This is a genomic window from Deltaproteobacteria bacterium (assembly GCA_016930875.1).
Classification (GTDB): Bacteria; Desulfobacterota; Desulfobacteria; order Desulfobacterales.
The window spans coordinates 1-17,094 of the sequence record JAFGFW010000061.1; the positions used below are offsets into that span (position 1 = coordinate 1).

Below are 17,094 nucleotides of genomic sequence, written 5' to 3' on the forward strand. Positions count from 1 at the left end.
CGTACAACTTGTAATATTGGAGGGCTGGGGACATCCCCCGTACCCTCAAATGCTAACTCTTATATCTAAATTCCAGTATACAAGGCACTCAAGGCATTTTAGGCATTCTAAGAAGTGATTATGTATCCACACCGAATTCACACCTATTATCTGGCATTTTTCGCGACATTTATGCTATCTGTGACAGCGCCGTGCATGGCAAATGCAAAAAACACGGCGGTTAGCTTCAAGAAGTGTCTGACGTGTCATCCGGACATAAAAAAGGAGCTGGCTCAAAAAGGGGTCCATCGGCCTTTTAAGGAGCTTCAGTGTTCAAGCTGCCACAATCCCCATGCCGCCAAATATAAAGATCTGGTCAAAGAAGAGATTGGCAAGCTGTGTAAGAGCTGTCACCAGGGAAACAAAGGGCTTGCGCACAAGAAACACGGCCACAGACCTTTTGAAGAGGGGGATTGCCTTGCGTGTCACAGGCCACATGCCTCGAAGAACCCGATGCTCTTAAAGGAAAAGGGCGAGCAACTTTGCTTTGGGTGTCATTCCAAAGAAGGGAGCTTTTCAAAGAAAAATAAGCATGATCCCGTGAGCAAGGGCCGCTGTTTAAGGTGCCATAGCCCGCACATGTCCGATCATGAGTCTCTTGCAAGAAAGCAGAGCAGTCAATTGTGTGTGACCTGTCATTCGATCAAGAAGAAAAAGGCGCAAAAAGCACACCTCGGTTATCCTGTCGGGGGCACGAACTGCATGTCGTGTCACAGCCCTCACGGCTCTGACCGCAAGGCCCTGGTCAAGGGGAGCCTTCACCAGCCTTTTGCCCGGGAGAGATGCAGGACCTGTCATAATGGGCTGTCGTCCAAAGACCCTCTCGGGCTCAAGGGCGAAGGGGCATCCGTATGTATCGATTGCCACCCGGAAATTCCGCAAGATTTTAAGAAGGTAAACGCACATGTCAACCAGGGCGTGTTTTGCGTAGCCTGCCACACTCCGCATGCCTCTGATGTGGGCCATTTGAAGAAGGCTAAAGAGGCCAAGATATGCTTCAATTGCCATGAGGATACCAAGAGACACACGAGAGATAAGAGGAACGAGCATAAACACCCCCTGTTGAAAGAAGGAAAGTGCAGCCCGTGTCATAGACCCCATGGGTCTGATTTCGGGCTGTTTTTTGCTACTGATGAGATTACGGTCTGTACAGGATGTCACGAAAGGCATGCCAAGTTTACTCATCCCGTAGGAAAAGATGCCATTGATCCAAGGTCTAAGCGGGATATCACATGTATCACCTGTCACAACCTTATGGGCAGTCCTGAACAGTTTGCGCTCAGATTTGATCGCAAGGAGCAACTCTGCATCCAATGTCATAAAGGATACTGAGACTTATGAGCAAAACTTCACCACAGAGGCACAGAGGACGCAGAGAATAGATATTTTTTCATTTGCCGAGAGACGGCGGCAAATGAAAATCGTCAGCCACTTCGTGGCACAGAACTTTCCATTAGAAGGTTTGTGAGTGAGCGATACCAAATGCAACCGGAGTACTCCGCCGAAGGCGGATCACTTGTTTTATCCAATCGTCGTCTCCCGATTGGATAAAAAGAAAAACGCTCTGTGATCTCTGTGCCTCTGTGGTGACAATATCTTGTTCAGTTTTGCGCCAGACTGTCTATTTTTGGTCTCTCGAGGTTGGCAAATATGCTATCTAGAATCCACCATTTTATTGTCTTTGTTTTGGTTTTGTTGCTCCTTCTCCCCGCGAGTGGGTTTTGCAAGCAAAAGAGCCGCGTGAAACACCTGACCTCTATCACCGGCAACAAAGAGATTGGCCAATTTGGTCTGCTGAGCGGGGTATTTTTTGATGAAAACAAAAACAGGCTCTATGTGGCGGATACAACGAATAATCGCATACTAGCCTTTGATTCGGATCTCAAATTTATCTCCGAATTTACGGCCGGGGGCGCATTAGACTCGCCAACGAGTCTGGTCAGAGACGGCCTGGGCCGGTTTTTTGTGGCAGAGCCTGGGAAAGGGCGCGTTCTTTTGATCGATATTGCCGGAAAGCATATTAAGCCCATCGATTTTTCCGCTGTTCCCAAGGCCAATCCCGTCCATCCAGGCAACATGGCTGTGGATTCGGAAGATCGACTCTACGTTGTGGACAAGGCCAATCAGAGGATAGTCGTTTTCAATTCTAACATGCAATTCGAAAGGCAAATTCTCGTAAAAGACGGACGAGGGCTGAGCGATGTGAAGGTAGGAGGCGGTCGCATCTATGCCTTAAACGCTATTGATGGTTCTGGCTGCGTGTTTGATGCCCAGGGAAAGCGTGTTTTGAAATTCGGAAAACGAGGAACCGCCAGGGGCGAGTTTCGTTTTCCGGTCAGCCTTGCCGTTGACCGAAAAGGTCTCATATATGTGGTTGATCAGCACATGAACAAGGTCCTGGTTTTCAATAGAAAGGGCGAATTTCTTTTTGACTTCTCACAACTGGGCTGGAGAGAAGGACGCCTCCATTTCCCGTCTTATATCTACATAAACAGCGCCGGCCGCATCTTTATCGTGGACCGCCAAAACGCCCGCATCAGCGTATTTGAATAGATGTGAGGCAATTTCAAAACGCCCTCTTTTGCCCAATCTCTGCGTCAGGCTCAACTTTTAGTCCTCGAAATACCCAACGTATTCCTGCGGTTAATCCGCCTGAGGCGGACGCCTTTCTTGAGCTTGAACAAAATTGAACATTTTGAAACAGCCTCATGTGGTTAGGATTTTTCCTTTTGTCCAAAACTGATACATTCGCAAAAAGTCGGATTCAGCGAATCTGCCATTTCGACCGCGCCGACTTCGCCATAGTAGCGCTGACTACGACGGCTGAAAGGGAGAAATCTTGTGCTTTCGGTATGTTACATTGGAAAGATTTTTCCCTGGCCCAGACCGGGTTTATATGCCGACTTCGCCATAGTCCGCCTGAGGCGGACGACGGCTGAAATAGCAGCGGTTATTATTTTCATATTCAGTCAGGCAAGGTTCTTTTAGGCGGATACGATTGAGACGTTCCTTTTTGAGCCTGACCGGTGAGTGGTTCTTTTGTGGAGTCATCATCTGGTAGAGGATATTTTCAAGGAATGTCGAATGATGAAGTTTTTTTGCAAGCTATCGAATGTTTCTTGAAATCTTAGGGCTCGCGCAAAAATAACTTCACATTTTGGCATTTGAGCCCGCCAGAAAGACAGCGGATCTGTGACTTGAGCCCATCTTTGACCGATCCTTCCGCCGGAGGCGGACAAACTCCTCGAAATAGCTCGCTATTTCTCCGGTTTTGCTCTTTGTAATCCGCCCGAAAGACCCATTCGTTCAGTCATGTCAATGTTACTTATAATGCCACTAAATGGGCATTTTTTTCCCAATAGTGGTATTTTATTACCTAATTCTTGGGCCGCTGATTCTGTTTTCACTGGGCTTAAGGCGTTGAAGTTAAAAGCAAAAACATTCACCTTGTCTGATCGGTATAATTCTTGCGTAATAAAAGTGTGTTGTGCGCCCGGCGTTGGGAGTTAGTTGGGCAACAAGGGTGAGGTGATCTTTGGCAATTGGGGGAATGTACTGGAAGACAGAGACGGGTTGAGCTGGGATGTGCTGCTCAGGCAGTAATCTCTCACGGTTTCGATGCGTATATCAAATCTGCGATAGAATCCTCGGATTAGTGGACAGGGATGATATAAGGTGATCTTTGATGGGCTTGACAGTTAGGTCGGGGATGATATCGGATATCTGACTAGGGCTTCTGTAGTTCGAGGGGGGGCATGGTTAGATATCTAATGAAATCTGGCGATAAAATGTGTAACGTGTGGCAAGAGATCGAGACTCTGTGACCAGAATCAACAAGCGCAACATATTGTGCCTTACGTAGCCCACCCTTTAAACCGAAAAGGTATCATCCAAAAGTAGGAATTTGCTACCCCGAAATGGGGAATATCCCCCATTGACCAGACCCATAGACCAGACCCATACTATCGTGTTAAAAAAAAAATTCAAGAAGGCTTTCGAAACCCCCTTCTTCCAAGACACTTCTAGGAAACAATCTTGCTGGGCAACATGTCGAAAGCCGGGCCTTGGTTTCACATGCTTGCAACTGGCCAGGACCAGCGTGATTCGACTCGTCTTCGGACATCCACATTTTGGGATCGGAGGTAACCAATGAACCTTAAAATGTGCAGATCTCGCTCTTGGCAGCAACGGCAAGGTTCTGCCCAGAGCCTCTAGATTCTCACTTTAGAAAAACCAATAGAACCACCCACCTAGATGGACCTTTCTGGCGGCAGAAAGGAGGAGATATGAAAAAGCTAACGCTTTTGGTCATTGCTTTAGGGTTGCCTTGCTCTTTTGTCGGTAGTGCTATTGGAGCCACCCTCAATGTTCCCAGTCAATATTCCACGATACAAGGGGCCATTGACGCTGCATCTCACGGAGATGAGGTGATGGTTAGTGACGGGACATACACGGAAAACCTTGACTTCCTTGGTAAAGCGATCACGGTTCGAAGCGTGAATGGTCCTCAGGTCACGACCATTGACGGCAACGCCAGAGCATCAGTCGTCATTTTTGCCAACCAAGAAGGGGCAGGATCGCGTCTGGAAGGTTTTACCATTACCAACGGCAAAGCTCCCGACGGCGCAGGAATCCATTGCGACAGTTACGCTTCACCAACAATCACCAATTGTCTCATCACGGGTAACGGCAACTGGGAAACCAACCACGGCGGAGGCATATCCTGCTATAACTACGCAATGCCAATCATAGAAAATTGCACCATTACTAACAACACCTCGGCTGGTCATGGCGCAGGGATTTGGTGCTACGACCATTGCTCACCCACAATAAATCATTGCACGATCAGCGGCAACAACACCACCGCCGGAACCCCTCGGGGCGGTGGTGGCGGGATTGCTTTGCAGCAGTACTGTTCGCCGACAATTCTAAACTGTGCCATCACTGACAATACGGGTTTCGATGACGGTGGCGGGGGGATTCGTTGCATCGACAACAGTTCGCCGCAGATCGTGAGCTGCACGATTTCAGGCAACCGGACACTGGCAAACTATTCAAATGGCGGTGGAATCTACTGCAACACGTACTCCTCGCCGCAGATCAAGAATTGTACGATTAGCGGCAATAATGCCAATAACAGCAGCGGCGGTGGAATCGCCTGTACCAACTATTCCTCAGCAACGATAACCAACTGCACGATTACAGAAAATGGTGAGATCGGGAGTTTTGGAAGCGGGATTTATTGTTACCGCAGCTCGCCAACGATAACCAATTGTACGATCACGGGGAACTTGAACCGCGGAATCTACGCCAATGACATCTATGGCGCTGGTCAATTCCCTGTAGTGACCAATACCATCGTTCGCGAGAATGTGGGTGCTGAAATTTCACTTTATTCGGGGACCTTCATTGAAATCAACTATTCCAATATCGAAGGCGGCTGGACAGGCACCGGCAATATAGATACTGATCCGCTCTTTGTCGACCAGGAAAACGGTGACTTCCGCCTACAGCCCATATCCCCTTGTATCGATGCCGGCGACAACACAGCTCCAGGAATTCCGACTCAGGACTTTGAAGGCGATCCCAGGGTATTTGACGGGGATTATGACGGAACCGCCACAGCAGACATGGGGGCTGACGAGTACGCCTACTCATCGGACAGAGCATACATAGAATTGGACCGAACTATCTACCCGCTGGATGTTGTCAACTTCATCAACATCGTTGTTATGGATAGTGGTTTGAACACCGACCCGAATGTCTCCGAGCAGCACACGGGTGTTGTCGTTATCGCGACAACCGGAGGAGATGAAGAAGCGGGCCTTACGCTCACCGAGTCGGGATCCGACAGTTCCATGTTTACCGGATCTATCAGCACAGTGTGCACCAGCAGTGAGCCGGTGGACGGAGATGAGGTATTACAAATAAAGGACTCTATTGAAGATATCATCACCGCCACCTATTACGATGCCGACGATGGGACCAGCAGTCCGGCCACCTACGCAGATACGGCCGGGACGGATTGCTTCCCGCCGGCAATCACCAACGTCGCGCCCGCCGTTGTGGAGAACACAGCGGCAACCATAACCTGGGATACCGATGAAAATGCCGACAGCCTGGTCTATTATGGAACCACCACCCCTCCGGGCGCGACCAAATCGAACGGCACTTTGGTTACCGCCCATTCGGTTATTGTGACCGGATTGACCCCGGCAACGACTTACTACTTCTACGTTGAATCAACCGATGAGGCCGGCAACCAGGCTGTGGACGACAATGGTGGTGCCTGTTATGAGTTCACCACGCTCCCTGTGGGGATTTATTACGTGCCGGATGATTATTCGACCATTCAGGATGCGCTGAATGCCCTTTCGTCCTCTGGTTCCAATGAAATAATTGTAAGGCCCGGCACCTATTATGAAAACATAGACTTCCTGGGCAAGGGGCTCACCGTGCGCAGTGAGGCGGGGCCTGGGGCCACCGTCATAGACGGAGGGGGCAATGGTTGTGTGGTCAGCTTCGTCAATGGCGAAGGGCCTTCTGCCGTGCTTGACGGATTTACCGTCACAAACGGAGCCCCCGATGTAGGTATGGCCGCCGGGATTCTGTGTGACGGATCATACCCCATCATCACGAACTGCCTTGTTACCAACAATCAGGGGCAAGGCGCCGGGATTTCAAACGCCGGCCCCACGATCACCGACTGCACCATCAGCAGTAACACAGGGAGCCATGGTGCCGGCATCAGCTGTTCCGGCAACGGCTTCGTGCCGGCGACCATAACCAATTGTATCATTGAGAATAACGTCGGGGACTTTTGCGGGGCCGGAATCTATGCCTTTGGCGCGCGTCCCATCATCACCGATTGCATCATCAGGGACAACGATGGCGGTAATGAAATAGGCGGCGGCATATTCCTGATGGCCGACGCCTCGGCGATAATAACGGGTTGCACCTTTACCGGTAACTCAGCAGGTTATGGTGGCGGTCTTTATGTTGACGTGGGGTCCAACGCGACCATCAGTGACTGCATCATTCAGGACAACACGGCGATCTATTCCGGCGGCGGCATTGAGATCGGTTATACGAGCCGTTCCGATCCAACCATTAGCAATTGCGTCATCGCTCAGAATTCCGCCCCTGATGGTGGCGGCATCCACTGTGTAGACTCCAACCCTGTCTTCATGAATTGCACCATTGCAGATAATTCAGTGACACAACATGGAGGAGGGATCTATTGTGTAGACTACGCTTCTTCCGGTTACGGGCCAACTGTGGTCAATAGCATTCTTTGGGGTGACACGGCAGCCGGGAGTCCCAATGAGATCTATTTGGATCCTCAAGGAGGCTCCATTGACATCACGTACTGCGATATTGGCGGCGGCTGGGCAGGAGAAGGAAACATCCAAGCTGACCCGCTGTTTTTGGGAGGCGGCGATTATCACCTGGGCATCGGTTCGCCAGCCAAAGATGCCGGAAACAATGATCCCCCAAACCTTCCGAAAACGGACATGGACGGAGACTCCCGCATCATGGACGGTATCGTTGATATGGGTGCCGACGAATACCCCGGGGCCGTTGTGACGGTAGCCCATTTCAGGGGAACCCCGACGACCGGTTCAGCGCCGCTGACTGTAAACTTTACAGACCAATCCTTTGGCACGGTCGATTCCTGGTTTTGGGAATTTGGAGACGGACAAACCAGTACCCAACAGAATCCATCTCATACGTACACTTACGAGGACGACTTCACGGTCTCGCTGACGGTCGACGGCGCCAGCGGCGGGGATACGCAAACGCGGGTGGACTATGTCCAAGTTTTGGAACCGCCTCTGGCGGCTGACTTTACGGCCGTTCCCACCGCTGGCATTGCCCCCTTGACAGTCGATTTTACAGACCAATCAGCCGGCACGGTAACGGGCTGGTCTTGGACTTTTGGTGACGGTGAATCGAGTACCGATCAAAATCCATCCCATACCTATACTAGTGCTGGTAGGTTTACTGTAATCCTGGACATAACAGGTCCTGGTGGTGAAGAGAGTGAAAGGAAGGTCGGCTATATCGACGTTGCCGAGCCTGTCCCGGTGGCTGGTTTCACGGCCGATATCACCACCGGCGCGGCCCCTTTGACCGTCCAATTCACCGACCAATCAACCGGTGAGATAACCAACTGGTTTTGGGATTTTGGGGACGGAGGATCGGGTATAGCAGTCAATCCCTCGCATACCTATAATGAGGCTGGCGACTATACGGTATCTCTAACGGTAAAGGGTCCTGGTGGAGAGGGGACAGAATTAGAGACAGGCTATATTCACGTTGACGAACCTCTTCCGCCAGTCGCTGATTTCACAGCCAGTCCTACCAATGGCACCGCGGCTTTGACCGTTCAGTTCACGGACCAATCAAGTAGTGTTGTCACGGGTTGGTCTTGGGACTTTGGGGACGGGGGAGCCAGTACCCAACAGCATCCTGCCCATAATTATGACGAAGCCGGCGATTACACGGTATCTTTAACGGTAATTGGGCCAGGCGGGGAGGATACCGAAGTAAAGGAAAGCTACATCCATGTGTCCGGATCCATATGCGAATGCAAACTCGTTCCCGACAACACCATTGTTGTCAGAGGTGGTACGCTGGGCTTTCAGGCCAGTGTTACAAATAACACGGGAGGAACGGGCACGGTTCTCTTTGGCACCAAGGTGACAAAGCCAGACGCAAGCCAGACTGGATTCATATGGGGTCCTCTTCAGGTCTATTTAAATCCACATCAAACGAAATCTGGACACAAAACCCATACCATTCCTTCTGGTTTTGCTTTGGGGTCATACACTTACCACGGCTATGTGGGACGATATGGCAATATCTACCATGAATGTGAGTTTGTTTTTGAAGTTGTCTCTGAATAGGAAAAAGTGACACGTTTAGGTGGAAGGACTCTGCAAGGGCTGAGCCATTCTGACGGACAAAACAAAGCTACCCATATTAAGGCAGGGTCACACTAGCAGCGGCTCTGCCTTAATTGCATTCTAGGCGTTATTCTGCAATTGGTTTCCAAGGTTTCTCAGGCGACGGCATTAACGATACCTATAGGGAGTAGTGCTTTGTCCCACCGATTAACAATATGAGTTCTATCCCGACTATAAGAGCGATGATTCCAATGAGAGAGTTATATTGCCAGTGATCTGCAACCAGGGAGTATCTCATGAAGTAAATATTTATAAAACCCAATACCGGCAAGAGCGTTACCACGAAATATCCAAGTCCCAACAAGAATGCCCGTCCCCAAGTTTTTCTATATCGCCAGAAGAGTATCATGCAGGCAAATAATGCCAGTAAAGGCATGAAGGACGTCCAAGTGTAGGAACATGATAACCCATGGCATTTGCACCCCACAAGTGCCACTCCAGCCATAGCATGGTCGACACCAGTGAGAAATAATCGGGGGGCTCTGTAGTAAACCAAAAACGGTACAACCCATCGTCCGCGTGGATGAGCTCGTTTTCTGTCAGGAAGACATCGTCGTCCCACACGAATCCAGCCAGCATAGCAGGGAGATAAGCAAGCAGTGTAATCAGAACAATAGCACTGCCACGGCTGATTGTGCTTGACGATAGATTCATATCTTTCTTGTTGACTGGTGTTAAACCAGGCCAGAAACGCGGGCGACTCAACCACGGGTCATAGTTTTTGCTTATACACAAATAAACAGTTAGGAGTCAGATGGTATTTGCCTGCTTTGGCATTATCCAGTGCGAGGTTCTTGCAGACATTCGGCTTGTTGTCAGGATGGCTATGGCGATCAACTCCAATTATGCAATGGCTCACAACAGTCTCGGCGCTGCTCTCATGACACGAGGGAGGGTTAAGGAGGCCATTACTCATTTTTCCCGAGCAGTCCAGGTCAACCCCGACTATGACGATGCGCGGAAAAACTTGCGAATTGCCCTGCAACAGACGGACGGATCCGGCGATAGGGCCAAGGCCCATAATAGCCGGGCAATCGCGCTAGCCGGCGAAGGCAAGCTGGATGAGGCCGTTGCACATCTTGCCGAAGCCCTGCGTTGTCGCCCGGAGTTCGCCGAAGCCCATTACAACATGGGAAATGCCCTGGCCGGGCTGGCCAAGCTTGATGAGGCGATTGTTCACTACTTGGAGGCTGTCCGTATCAGACCCGATTATGCGGAGGCCCACAACAACCTGGGTATTGCCCTTGCCCAACATGGGAAGCCGAAAGAAGCCATGAACCATTTTTTCCAGGCCCTACAAATCAGGCCGAGTTTTTCAGAGGCCAGGAATAATCTGATACGGCTTCAGAAAACGGCACCCTCGCCCTAGGCTCACACTTAGGACAGCCAGTTTGATAACAAACCCTGATTTTTAGTCGCGAGCTTCACTCATTGTTCTCGTTATTTAGCATGTCCTCGGGTTGTCGTTTCTTCTCAAAGTATTGAATTGCCTCTTCCTGTTCAGCATCCATTTGACCCATTTGTTCCTTCGACGCCTTAAGTATGAGGTCGCGTTTGTTTTTTCCTGCCTTTGCCCGCTTCGCTAGCAGGTGATGTACCAAGGTCTTTAGATCGGTCAGGGACAAATCATTCCCAAATACACCATCTTGTGCCAGCGTCATTAAGGTCTTTGCCAAATCTCCGTCAATTTCAACGGAGACTTTGGGGCCAAAGTCAAGATCATCAGATAAATCGTATTCTACAATTGTCACGGCTCAACCCTCCTACAATAAGCTAAAATGATTCATATTGCTAAGAACGTTTTTTATAGACCAGCACGATCCCAAGACTGGAGCTTTTTGCGAAAAAACATGCGCGAAATAGTGGACGATCTGATGATTTGCTTAACGAAAAAAAGCACACGGACTAATTCCGGCGCTGTGCGCTGACCGTGACCGCCTCCCCATCCGCCTTGCCGTTCACCGACCGGGTAAGATGTGCAATCTCCGGTTGTTTGACAAATGTCGGATGCGAGCATTCGACGGGGTTCTTGGGTTTTTCCTTTTTGTGCCGACCACGCGATCGACTTTCGCTTGTCTTGTCCAGCATTTTTAATATGATATCATATTTGCCGTTACATTACCAGTATCAACGGTTCACGATTATGGGTATTCACTAAATCAAGTAGGATACCGTAGCATTGTCTCGGCCTTAGGGTGTAACCCGTTGGTGTGGGCCTTATTTGATGCCAGTCCTGGGTTTTGATGCTTGTTTTGGACCAGATTTAAGTTCCAATGCCCGGCACAGCGCCTCAGAAAAGTGGCTTACCGTTCCGGAGAGATCACCTTGTGTAGCCATCGAATATCCCAAGGCCAGCATCTTTGAATACATTGAAATCTTCTACAACCGTCAACTCCGCCATTCTCAGCGAACTACCTTTCCCCTGCGGATTATGAGTATTGGGCTCTGACGGCTTAACTCTGTGTCCACTTTTTCGGGGCAAGACCACCACGGCTAATTGTCCTTAACGATAAATTCACATTCTGTTTGTTGACTGGTGTTAAACCAGGCCAGAAACGCGGGCGACTCAACCACGGGTTATAGCTTTTGCTTATACACAAATAAACAGTTGGGAGTCAGATGGTATTTGCCTTTTTTGGCATTATCCAATGTGAGGTTTTTGCAAATATTCGGCTTGTTGTCAGGATGACCGGAACACAAGTTTTCGCTGGTGAGAAGACCACACCGCTTATGAACTGATAAAAGTCCTGGGGTAAACCTGCAGTCCTCTTCGGGAATAAGAAGGACATCGTTTTGCACTTCGATGCCGTGCAGCTCAAAATACCACTTAAGATCTGTGGTCATTGGTATACGCACCCCAACAATCGTATCTTCAACCGCTACGTCACTCGTGGGCCCAATGGGAAAGTAGAATTGGCTGCAACATTCCGCCTGACAGTGTATCAACCAGCACAGACAGTTGTCGCAGCCCTCGGCTTGCTCATTTAACGTGATGTTCTGATGCAACATTTTAACTTTGACGTTACCCAGGTCTCAGAAACCTTCGCCTTTTGTCCCGCTTGAAGCGGGATTAGCAGTTTCACCAGGCACTTATTTCGTTAAAGCAGAATTTGAGGCGCAAAGAGCGCGGTGGCAATTGCATTACATGTTGAACTTACTCTAAGATGTGAAAGTGAACTGGTATTTCCAGCATCTCGTTGTGTTCTTGATTGGTATGAATTCTGAGAAGGTCGTTGTTTTGTCCTTTGGTGAGCTTCTCCAGAATCGGTTTAAGCAGAAGCTGGTACCTCTTTCCGGGCTGCAGTTCCTTTGTAGAAACTGTAAAAAACGATTTTTCAAGTTCCACTTTCTTTATCTTCAGATTATTACCTTTGGCCAAGTAGACCATGACTTGTCGGGTTGCAACAAAACTGCCAGACTGGCGCATCTGGGTTAAATCTTTTTCCGGCATGGAACCAAAGGTGAGCACCTTTGGCCTGGCCACAACAAGGGGCTGGATGGCGCCCAGTATCTGGATCTTGATCTCGGGTTCGTCGACATAATTGGTCAGGAGTCTGACTTCCCCTGCATAGAACCCTTCGTCTTTCAGGAGATTCTTGAAACTTACCACGTAACTGCCTTCCTCTTTCTTTCTGTGTAATGCAACTTCTACTTTCTCTGGGAGGGACATGGAAATGATTTCGAGTTGCAAGTGCTCCTGCTTCTGTCCCTTGACAATCACGGTGTTTGTGATGTCTTCATGCACCATTCCTCTAAGGAATACTCTATTTGTGCCCACGAGTATGGGCGCCCAAATATTTCCTGCAATGGCAATGTTCAACTTTGGATTATTTAGGTCATTGCTGAAGACCCGAGCGGTTTTGTGTATTCTGCCGCGTAAATTTTTTGTCTGGATTTTGAGTGTAATTTTACCCTTCCCGCCGGGAGGGATGGTCCGGTCATACTGGACCACAACGCAACCTCAATCAGATTGGATTTTGGTGATTTCCAGCGGTGTTGTTCCTTCATTCAGCACAGGGTATGCATACGCTACCACCTCTCCTTTCGGTACCTCTCCCCAGTCATAGGTAGGTTCTGGTATTTTAATGATGGGGTTGCTGTTGTCTGCTTCACCTGCTGTTGGCGAGAGCGCCATGGGAAGCAACAACGTCCAAGCCAGAAAAACTGCCGTTATGCATCTTATCATTGTAATCTCCCTATCGTGGTATTTAACGCCATGGCGTATCAGGACCTTCGGTGCAACGCCTGCGTTGCTTTTTATCTTCTGTGCGCTTTTAGGTCCCGAATGAATTGGAGGTGGACCTTGAAACCGAGTTCAATAGCTTTGTCACAGTGCTTGATGGCACTCTTGTATTCTTTTTTCAAAAAATAGACAATAGCCAGATTATTGTGTGCTTCTGCAAGAAAAGGATCTGCAAGAAGAGCTTCTTTATATGCCCTGATTGCCGAGTCCAATTGTCCCCAGTTTCTATGTATGATACCCAAATTGAAATGGGCTTCACCGTCTTTCGGGTTTGTCTTCAGGGCCTTTTTATACTCGACAAAGGCATTTTCCAACATCCCTTGTGAGTGGAAAACTGCTCCCAGGGCCGTTCTAGCCTTGCTCAAGTGGGGATCAAGGTCAAGGGCCTTGTTGAATTCACTCACGGCCTTTTTCAGGTCGCCTCTGGCTCGGCATGCTCCGCCCAAATGATAGTGCACCCAGGGCATATTGTTATCTATGGCAAGCGCTTTTTTAAACTGAAGGAACGCCTCATTTACATTGCCCTTTTCCCAGTAGATCGTACCAAGGACATGTTGTGCTGCAGCATTATGAGGGTTGCAGCTCAGGATCTTTTCACAGAGCCCAACAGCCTTGTCATATCGCTCTGCCTGTTGGTATACTTCCGCCAGCCGTATGGCCATAGCCTGATCGCGGGGGTTTTCCTTAACATAAGATTCGAGAATACGAATTTCTCTATTAATCTTGTCGGAGTCCCTACTAAGAGATTCCTCATAACCGTAGTGACGAATGACAATCCCTGGCTCGTCAAGGATTTGCCATCCTGCTTCTGAGGCCAAAATATCGTCAACGCTCGTCCGGATCGTTTCGTGATAAGCTCGGGTGTATTCGATTCGTGGATGATTTCGAAAAAGCCTGCCGGACTTGAAAAACCGTTTTGCATATGTCGGTCCATTGTCAATGGAGATCATGTAAGCAAGTGGCCATGGATTCTTCAACACCTTTCTAAGCCGTTTTGCTGACTTCTCAAGAAGTTCTTCATCTGCATCGATGTGGAGTATCCATTCCCCGGTGGCGTGTTTGATGGCTGCGTTTCGTGCGGCAGAGAAATCATCACACCATTTGAACTCATGGATCATGGCACCAAAATCCAAAGCTACTGACATTGTATTGTCCTGCGATCCGGTATCCACGACCACCAGTTGATCCGCAATGGGTCTAACACTCTTGAGACATCGCGGCAGCAGCTTTTCTTCGTTGCGGACAATCATGCATACACTCGCCTCGGCTTGTCGGGCAGCACACCCGGTTTGGCTGTTATTTTATCTATCATCATTTGATGTTTCTTTTCATAATAGAGTTTGTCTATGTCCGCCCCGATGGCAGGTTGTTCTGAAAGAGGATTTGTGTATCAACCTGATTCTATCCATGAATGGTGCTTTCTATCAGTTTTTTTGGGTGTTGGGAAATGATACAAGCCACAGAGTTAACCGCCAACCCTCCGAGCCGACGATGATGGCTTTGCCGTCTGCGGTAAAGCAGCCGCTTTCGCCGCTGCGGCGCTGAGGAAAAGGTATTGCTTTCGGCTTTCTGGCAAAAGCGTTCTCCCATGTTTCGTCGTGGTGTCTGGCAAAGAAATAGGCCCCTTCATAAGTTACGACCAGCGCCCCCTTCCGTCTGGTGCAAGATCCATGGCCGTGGGTTGTCGAAGATGGGTAAACTCTACGCTCGGATGAGCAACCAGGTGTCCCTTACCATCCGGACGCAAAGGCAGCGTGTAAAGCACGGCCGGAACAGTACGCTTAGGGAGCAAGAAAACTCTATTTGAGGCAACATCTACTGCCATAGCTTCGCAGTCACGGGGGCCATCTACGTATCTGAACGTCAACTGCCAGGCTACAGGTATCGTTAGGTCCTCAGGTGCTTTGTCAGGCCTTAAGGCTGGTTCTTCCAGGACGTAGAGTACGGATTCCCGTGGCTTAGCCCTGTTGTTGCCGACATCGGCCACTACCAGCCAGTCCTTTCCCTGCCAGGTGAAAGCTGCAATATCCTCCCAGTCGACAGCTCGAGCCCCCTGAATATGCATGGTCGCCAGGTGTCGTCCACTCCTACTGCAGGCAAAAAGGCGCGGCTTTCCTCCGGAGTCGTTGTGTGTCCAAAGAACACCTAATTGGCGCCGAGAAGCGGCAAGTCCGCTGGATTCCGTCAGGGCTGGGTGTTCCAATCTGCCAATCTTTTTGACAGGGCCAGCCTGCTCTGTCCGAGACGATTCTCCGGCGATGGCCACTAAACCGAAAACTAAAACGAGCAGAAAAAATGATAAGCATTGAACGACTACGGGGTGGACATTTCCGAGATGGTGCCTGGGGCCAAGTCTTGAGGGCTGTTGGTTGTTCATGAGATGAAAAGGGGTCAAGGACCGATCACCTCCAGGAAGGCAACGATGGAGCGTTTGGGTAGGGTTTTTGTGGGTTCAACGGGCTGGCCCGGGCAGTTGGCTGTGCAGGAAACATGGATGAAGCCGTCATTGCCTTTACCGTTTAGGGGGATAAGAATCTGTCGGGGCTTACCATTTTGAAGCAGGGAGAATTTGCCGCTGTTACCCTCGCTGCTTGTCCATGATATGTGATACGGAGAGCTTCCAAGCAGTGAATTGTCATAGGCACTGATTGGTTTCATAAGGATTCTCGCCTTTAATTTCGCTTCTGGATTAGGAATGGTGAAATAGAAATGTTTCGAGACTGAGCCGTCGGGGAAACAGCCGCTGAATGCCCTCTCCATGCCTGACAAGAACAAAAAACGCAGGGGAAAGCCGAATTGATTCTCCGCACAACCCGGTTGATTTATCGCTTCTTGTTGTACGCCGGTATGATGGGCAACCCCTTGTTTTCGAAATTTGTTTTCATCCTATGCCTGCGTGACACAGCTCCGCCCCATGAGTTGCATGGGGCAGGCTCAAGCAGCTCTGCAACCCGACCAAATCGGTACGGCTGTGGCTGACACAAGCGTGCTGTGGCAAGATATGTTTTACTGGCAAGATATGTGCCGCAACAGATCGGCGTGTTTTCGCGGTTAGTTTTGATCTAAGCCCTCCACCTCCGGTGGAGGACCCGGATAGGTTCTACCGATCCGGTGAGAAATAATATAGGTAATTCCCCGGGAAAGCCCCAAAGGGCAGACAGGAGGAATTACCTATGCATGATTGGAAAAAGTTTATCGCACGTAAGATGGGATTGCAAATTACCATGTTGTATTTGTACCCAAGTATCGTAAAAAGAAGCTATATGGTAAGTTTCGGAATCGAGTTGGAGCCATTTTGCGAGATTTGTGCCGCCAGCGAGGTGTAGAGTTTCTGGAAGGGCATTTGATGCCAGAACACATCCACATGTATTTAAGCATACCGCCAAAGTATAGCTTTTGTCATAGGATTTCTGAAAGGCAAGAGTGCGGTATTGATCCATCGTACAGTATTGGGAAAGAGACGGGTATCCGGTCTCCATTTTTGGGCCAGAGGGTACTGTGTTAGTACAGTTGGATTGGATGAAGAAACCATACGCAATTACATTCGTGAGCAAGAAAAGGACGAAGGAGAACAACTGGATTTAGAATTTGATGATGATGAATAAATAGCCCCAACGGGGCTTTCCCAATGTAATCGCCCCCCTCAGGGGGGCTTCCTGAGCCCACCCGCTCTGCGGGTGGAGCCCCTCAGTCTTTTAAAGCGGTCAAGGGAGCACCAGAATGGACTCTAGCACCTTCCGATGCTTTTTCTCTGTGTAAGTCACTTCCACGACGTCGCCAATGTGAATCCGGGACAAGTTAACAGATCCCTCCTCCAAATGTATACCATCCACAATAAGTATC

General features: G+C 49.4%; 12 protein-coding genes and 1 pseudogene. 5 read left to right on the plus strand and 8 right to left on the minus strand.

All coding sequences use genetic code 11. The features are described from left to right. Positions 1 to 120 precede the first annotated feature (120 nt). The 3 genes from JW883_06405 (at position 121) to JW883_06415 (ending at position 8,948) form a co-directional block, all read left to right on the plus strand. A complete protein-coding gene (locus JW883_06405; GenBank protein ID MBN1841898.1) occupies positions 121 to 1,371 on the plus strand; it encodes a cytochrome c3 family protein in 1,251 nt (416 codons plus the stop codon). A gap of 318 nt (positions 1,372 to 1,689) precedes the next feature. Continuing rightward, complete coding sequence (locus JW883_06410; GenBank protein MBN1841899.1) at positions 1,690 to 2,592, plus strand: NHL repeat-containing protein; 903 nt, start codon at positions 1,690 to 1,692, stop codon at positions 2,590 to 2,592. A gap of 1,733 nt (positions 2,593 to 4,325) precedes the next feature. Further along, on the plus strand, positions 4,326 to 8,948 hold the full coding sequence (locus JW883_06415) for a right-handed parallel beta-helix repeat-containing protein (GenBank protein ID MBN1841900.1): 4,623 nt from the start codon (positions 4,326 to 4,328) through the stop codon (positions 8,946 to 8,948). A gap of 178 nt (positions 8,949 to 9,126) precedes the next feature. Here the strand turns inward: JW883_06415 and JW883_06420 are convergent, their stop codons facing one another. Then, complete coding sequence (locus tag JW883_06420; GenBank protein ID MBN1841901.1) at positions 9,127 to 9,384, minus strand: hypothetical protein; 258 nt, start codon at positions 9,382 to 9,384, stop codon at positions 9,127 to 9,129. Between the two features lie 378 nt (positions 9,385 to 9,762). Here JW883_06420 and JW883_06425 point away from each other — a divergent pair, with 378 nt between their 5' ends. Then, positions 9,763 to 10,377, plus strand: coding sequence for a tetratricopeptide repeat protein (locus tag JW883_06425; protein MBN1841902.1), 615 nt, complete (start codon positions 9,763 to 9,765; stop codon positions 10,375 to 10,377). Positions 10,378 to 10,432: 55 nt separating this feature from the next. Here the strand turns inward: JW883_06425 and JW883_06430 are convergent, their stop codons facing one another. The 7 genes from JW883_06430 to JW883_06460 form a co-directional block, all read right to left on the minus strand. Further along, on the minus strand, positions 10,433 to 10,759 hold the full coding sequence (locus JW883_06430; GenBank protein MBN1841903.1) for a hypothetical protein: 327 nt from the start codon (positions 10,757 to 10,759) through the stop codon (positions 10,433 to 10,435). An 826-nt stretch (positions 10,760 to 11,585) separates the two neighbouring features. Continuing rightward, entirely contained in the window at positions 11,586 to 11,852 is a 267-nt protein-coding gene (locus JW883_06435) for a hypothetical protein (GenBank protein ID MBN1841904.1), read from the minus strand. Between the two features lie 310 nt (positions 11,853 to 12,162). Next, positions 12,163 to 12,786 (minus strand): hypothetical protein, encoded by a 624-nt coding sequence (locus tag JW883_06440; protein ID MBN1841905.1) that lies wholly within the window; start codon positions 12,784 to 12,786, stop codon positions 12,163 to 12,165. A 183-nt stretch (positions 12,787 to 12,969) separates the two neighbouring features. Continuing rightward, on the minus strand, positions 12,970 to 13,194 hold the full coding sequence (locus tag JW883_06445; GenBank protein MBN1841906.1) for a hypothetical protein: 225 nt from the start codon (positions 13,192 to 13,194) through the stop codon (positions 12,970 to 12,972). Positions 13,195 to 13,265: 71 nt separating this feature from the next. Continuing rightward, complete coding sequence (locus JW883_06450; protein ID MBN1841907.1) at positions 13,266 to 14,501, minus strand: tetratricopeptide repeat protein; 1,236 nt, start codon at positions 14,499 to 14,501, stop codon at positions 13,266 to 13,268. A gap of 383 nt (positions 14,502 to 14,884) precedes the next feature. Next, positions 14,885 to 15,316 carry a hypothetical protein gene (locus JW883_06455; protein MBN1841908.1) on the minus strand — a complete coding sequence of 144 codons (432 nt, stop codon included), beginning with the start codon at positions 15,314 to 15,316 and terminating at the stop codon, positions 14,885 to 14,887. A 326-nt stretch (positions 15,317 to 15,642) separates the two neighbouring features. Then, a complete protein-coding gene (locus JW883_06460; GenBank protein ID MBN1841909.1) occupies positions 15,643 to 15,909 on the minus strand; it encodes a hypothetical protein in 267 nt (88 codons plus the stop codon). A 519-nt stretch (positions 15,910 to 16,428) separates the two neighbouring features. On the opposite strand from JW883_06460, the pseudogene tnpA reads away from it, so the two are divergent. After that, positions 16,429 to 16,856, plus strand: a pseudogene (tnpA, locus tag JW883_06465) (IS200/IS605 family transposase). Positions 16,857 to 17,094: the final 238 nt, after the last annotated feature.

Excerpts from the sequence above, each read along its gene's own strand:
- JW883_06405 (MBN1841898.1), top strand. The coding sequence starts at position 121 with ATGTATCCACACCGAATTCACACCTATTATCTGGCATTTTTCGCGACA.
- JW883_06410 (MBN1841899.1), top strand. The coding sequence starts at position 1,690 with ATGCTATCTAGAATCCACCATTTTATTGTCTTTGTTTTGGTTTTGTTG.
- JW883_06415 (MBN1841900.1), top strand. The coding sequence starts at position 4,326 with ATGAAAAAGCTAACGCTTTTGGTCATTGCTTTAGGGTTGCCTTGCTCT.
- JW883_06420 (MBN1841901.1), bottom strand. The coding sequence starts at position 9,384 with ATGCCTTTACTGGCATTATTTGCCTGCATGATACTCTTCTGGCGATAT.
- JW883_06425 (MBN1841902.1), top strand. The coding sequence starts at position 9,763 with ATGGTATTTGCCTGCTTTGGCATTATCCAGTGCGAGGTTCTTGCAGAC.
- JW883_06435 (MBN1841904.1), bottom strand. The coding sequence starts at position 11,852 with ATGACCACAGATCTTAAGTGGTATTTTGAGCTGCACGGCATCGAAGTG.
- JW883_06445 (MBN1841906.1), bottom strand. The coding sequence starts at position 13,194 with ATGATAAGATGCATAACGGCAGTTTTTCTGGCTTGGACGTTGTTGCTT.
- JW883_06450 (MBN1841907.1), bottom strand. The coding sequence starts at position 14,501 with ATGATTGTCCGCAACGAAGAAAAGCTGCTGCCGCGATGTCTCAAGAGT.
- JW883_06455 (MBN1841908.1), bottom strand. The coding sequence starts at position 15,316 with ATGCATATTCAGGGGGCTCGAGCTGTCGACTGGGAGGATATTGCAGCT.
- JW883_06460 (MBN1841909.1), bottom strand. The coding sequence starts at position 15,909 with ATGAAACCAATCAGTGCCTATGACAATTCACTGCTTGGAAGCTCTCCG.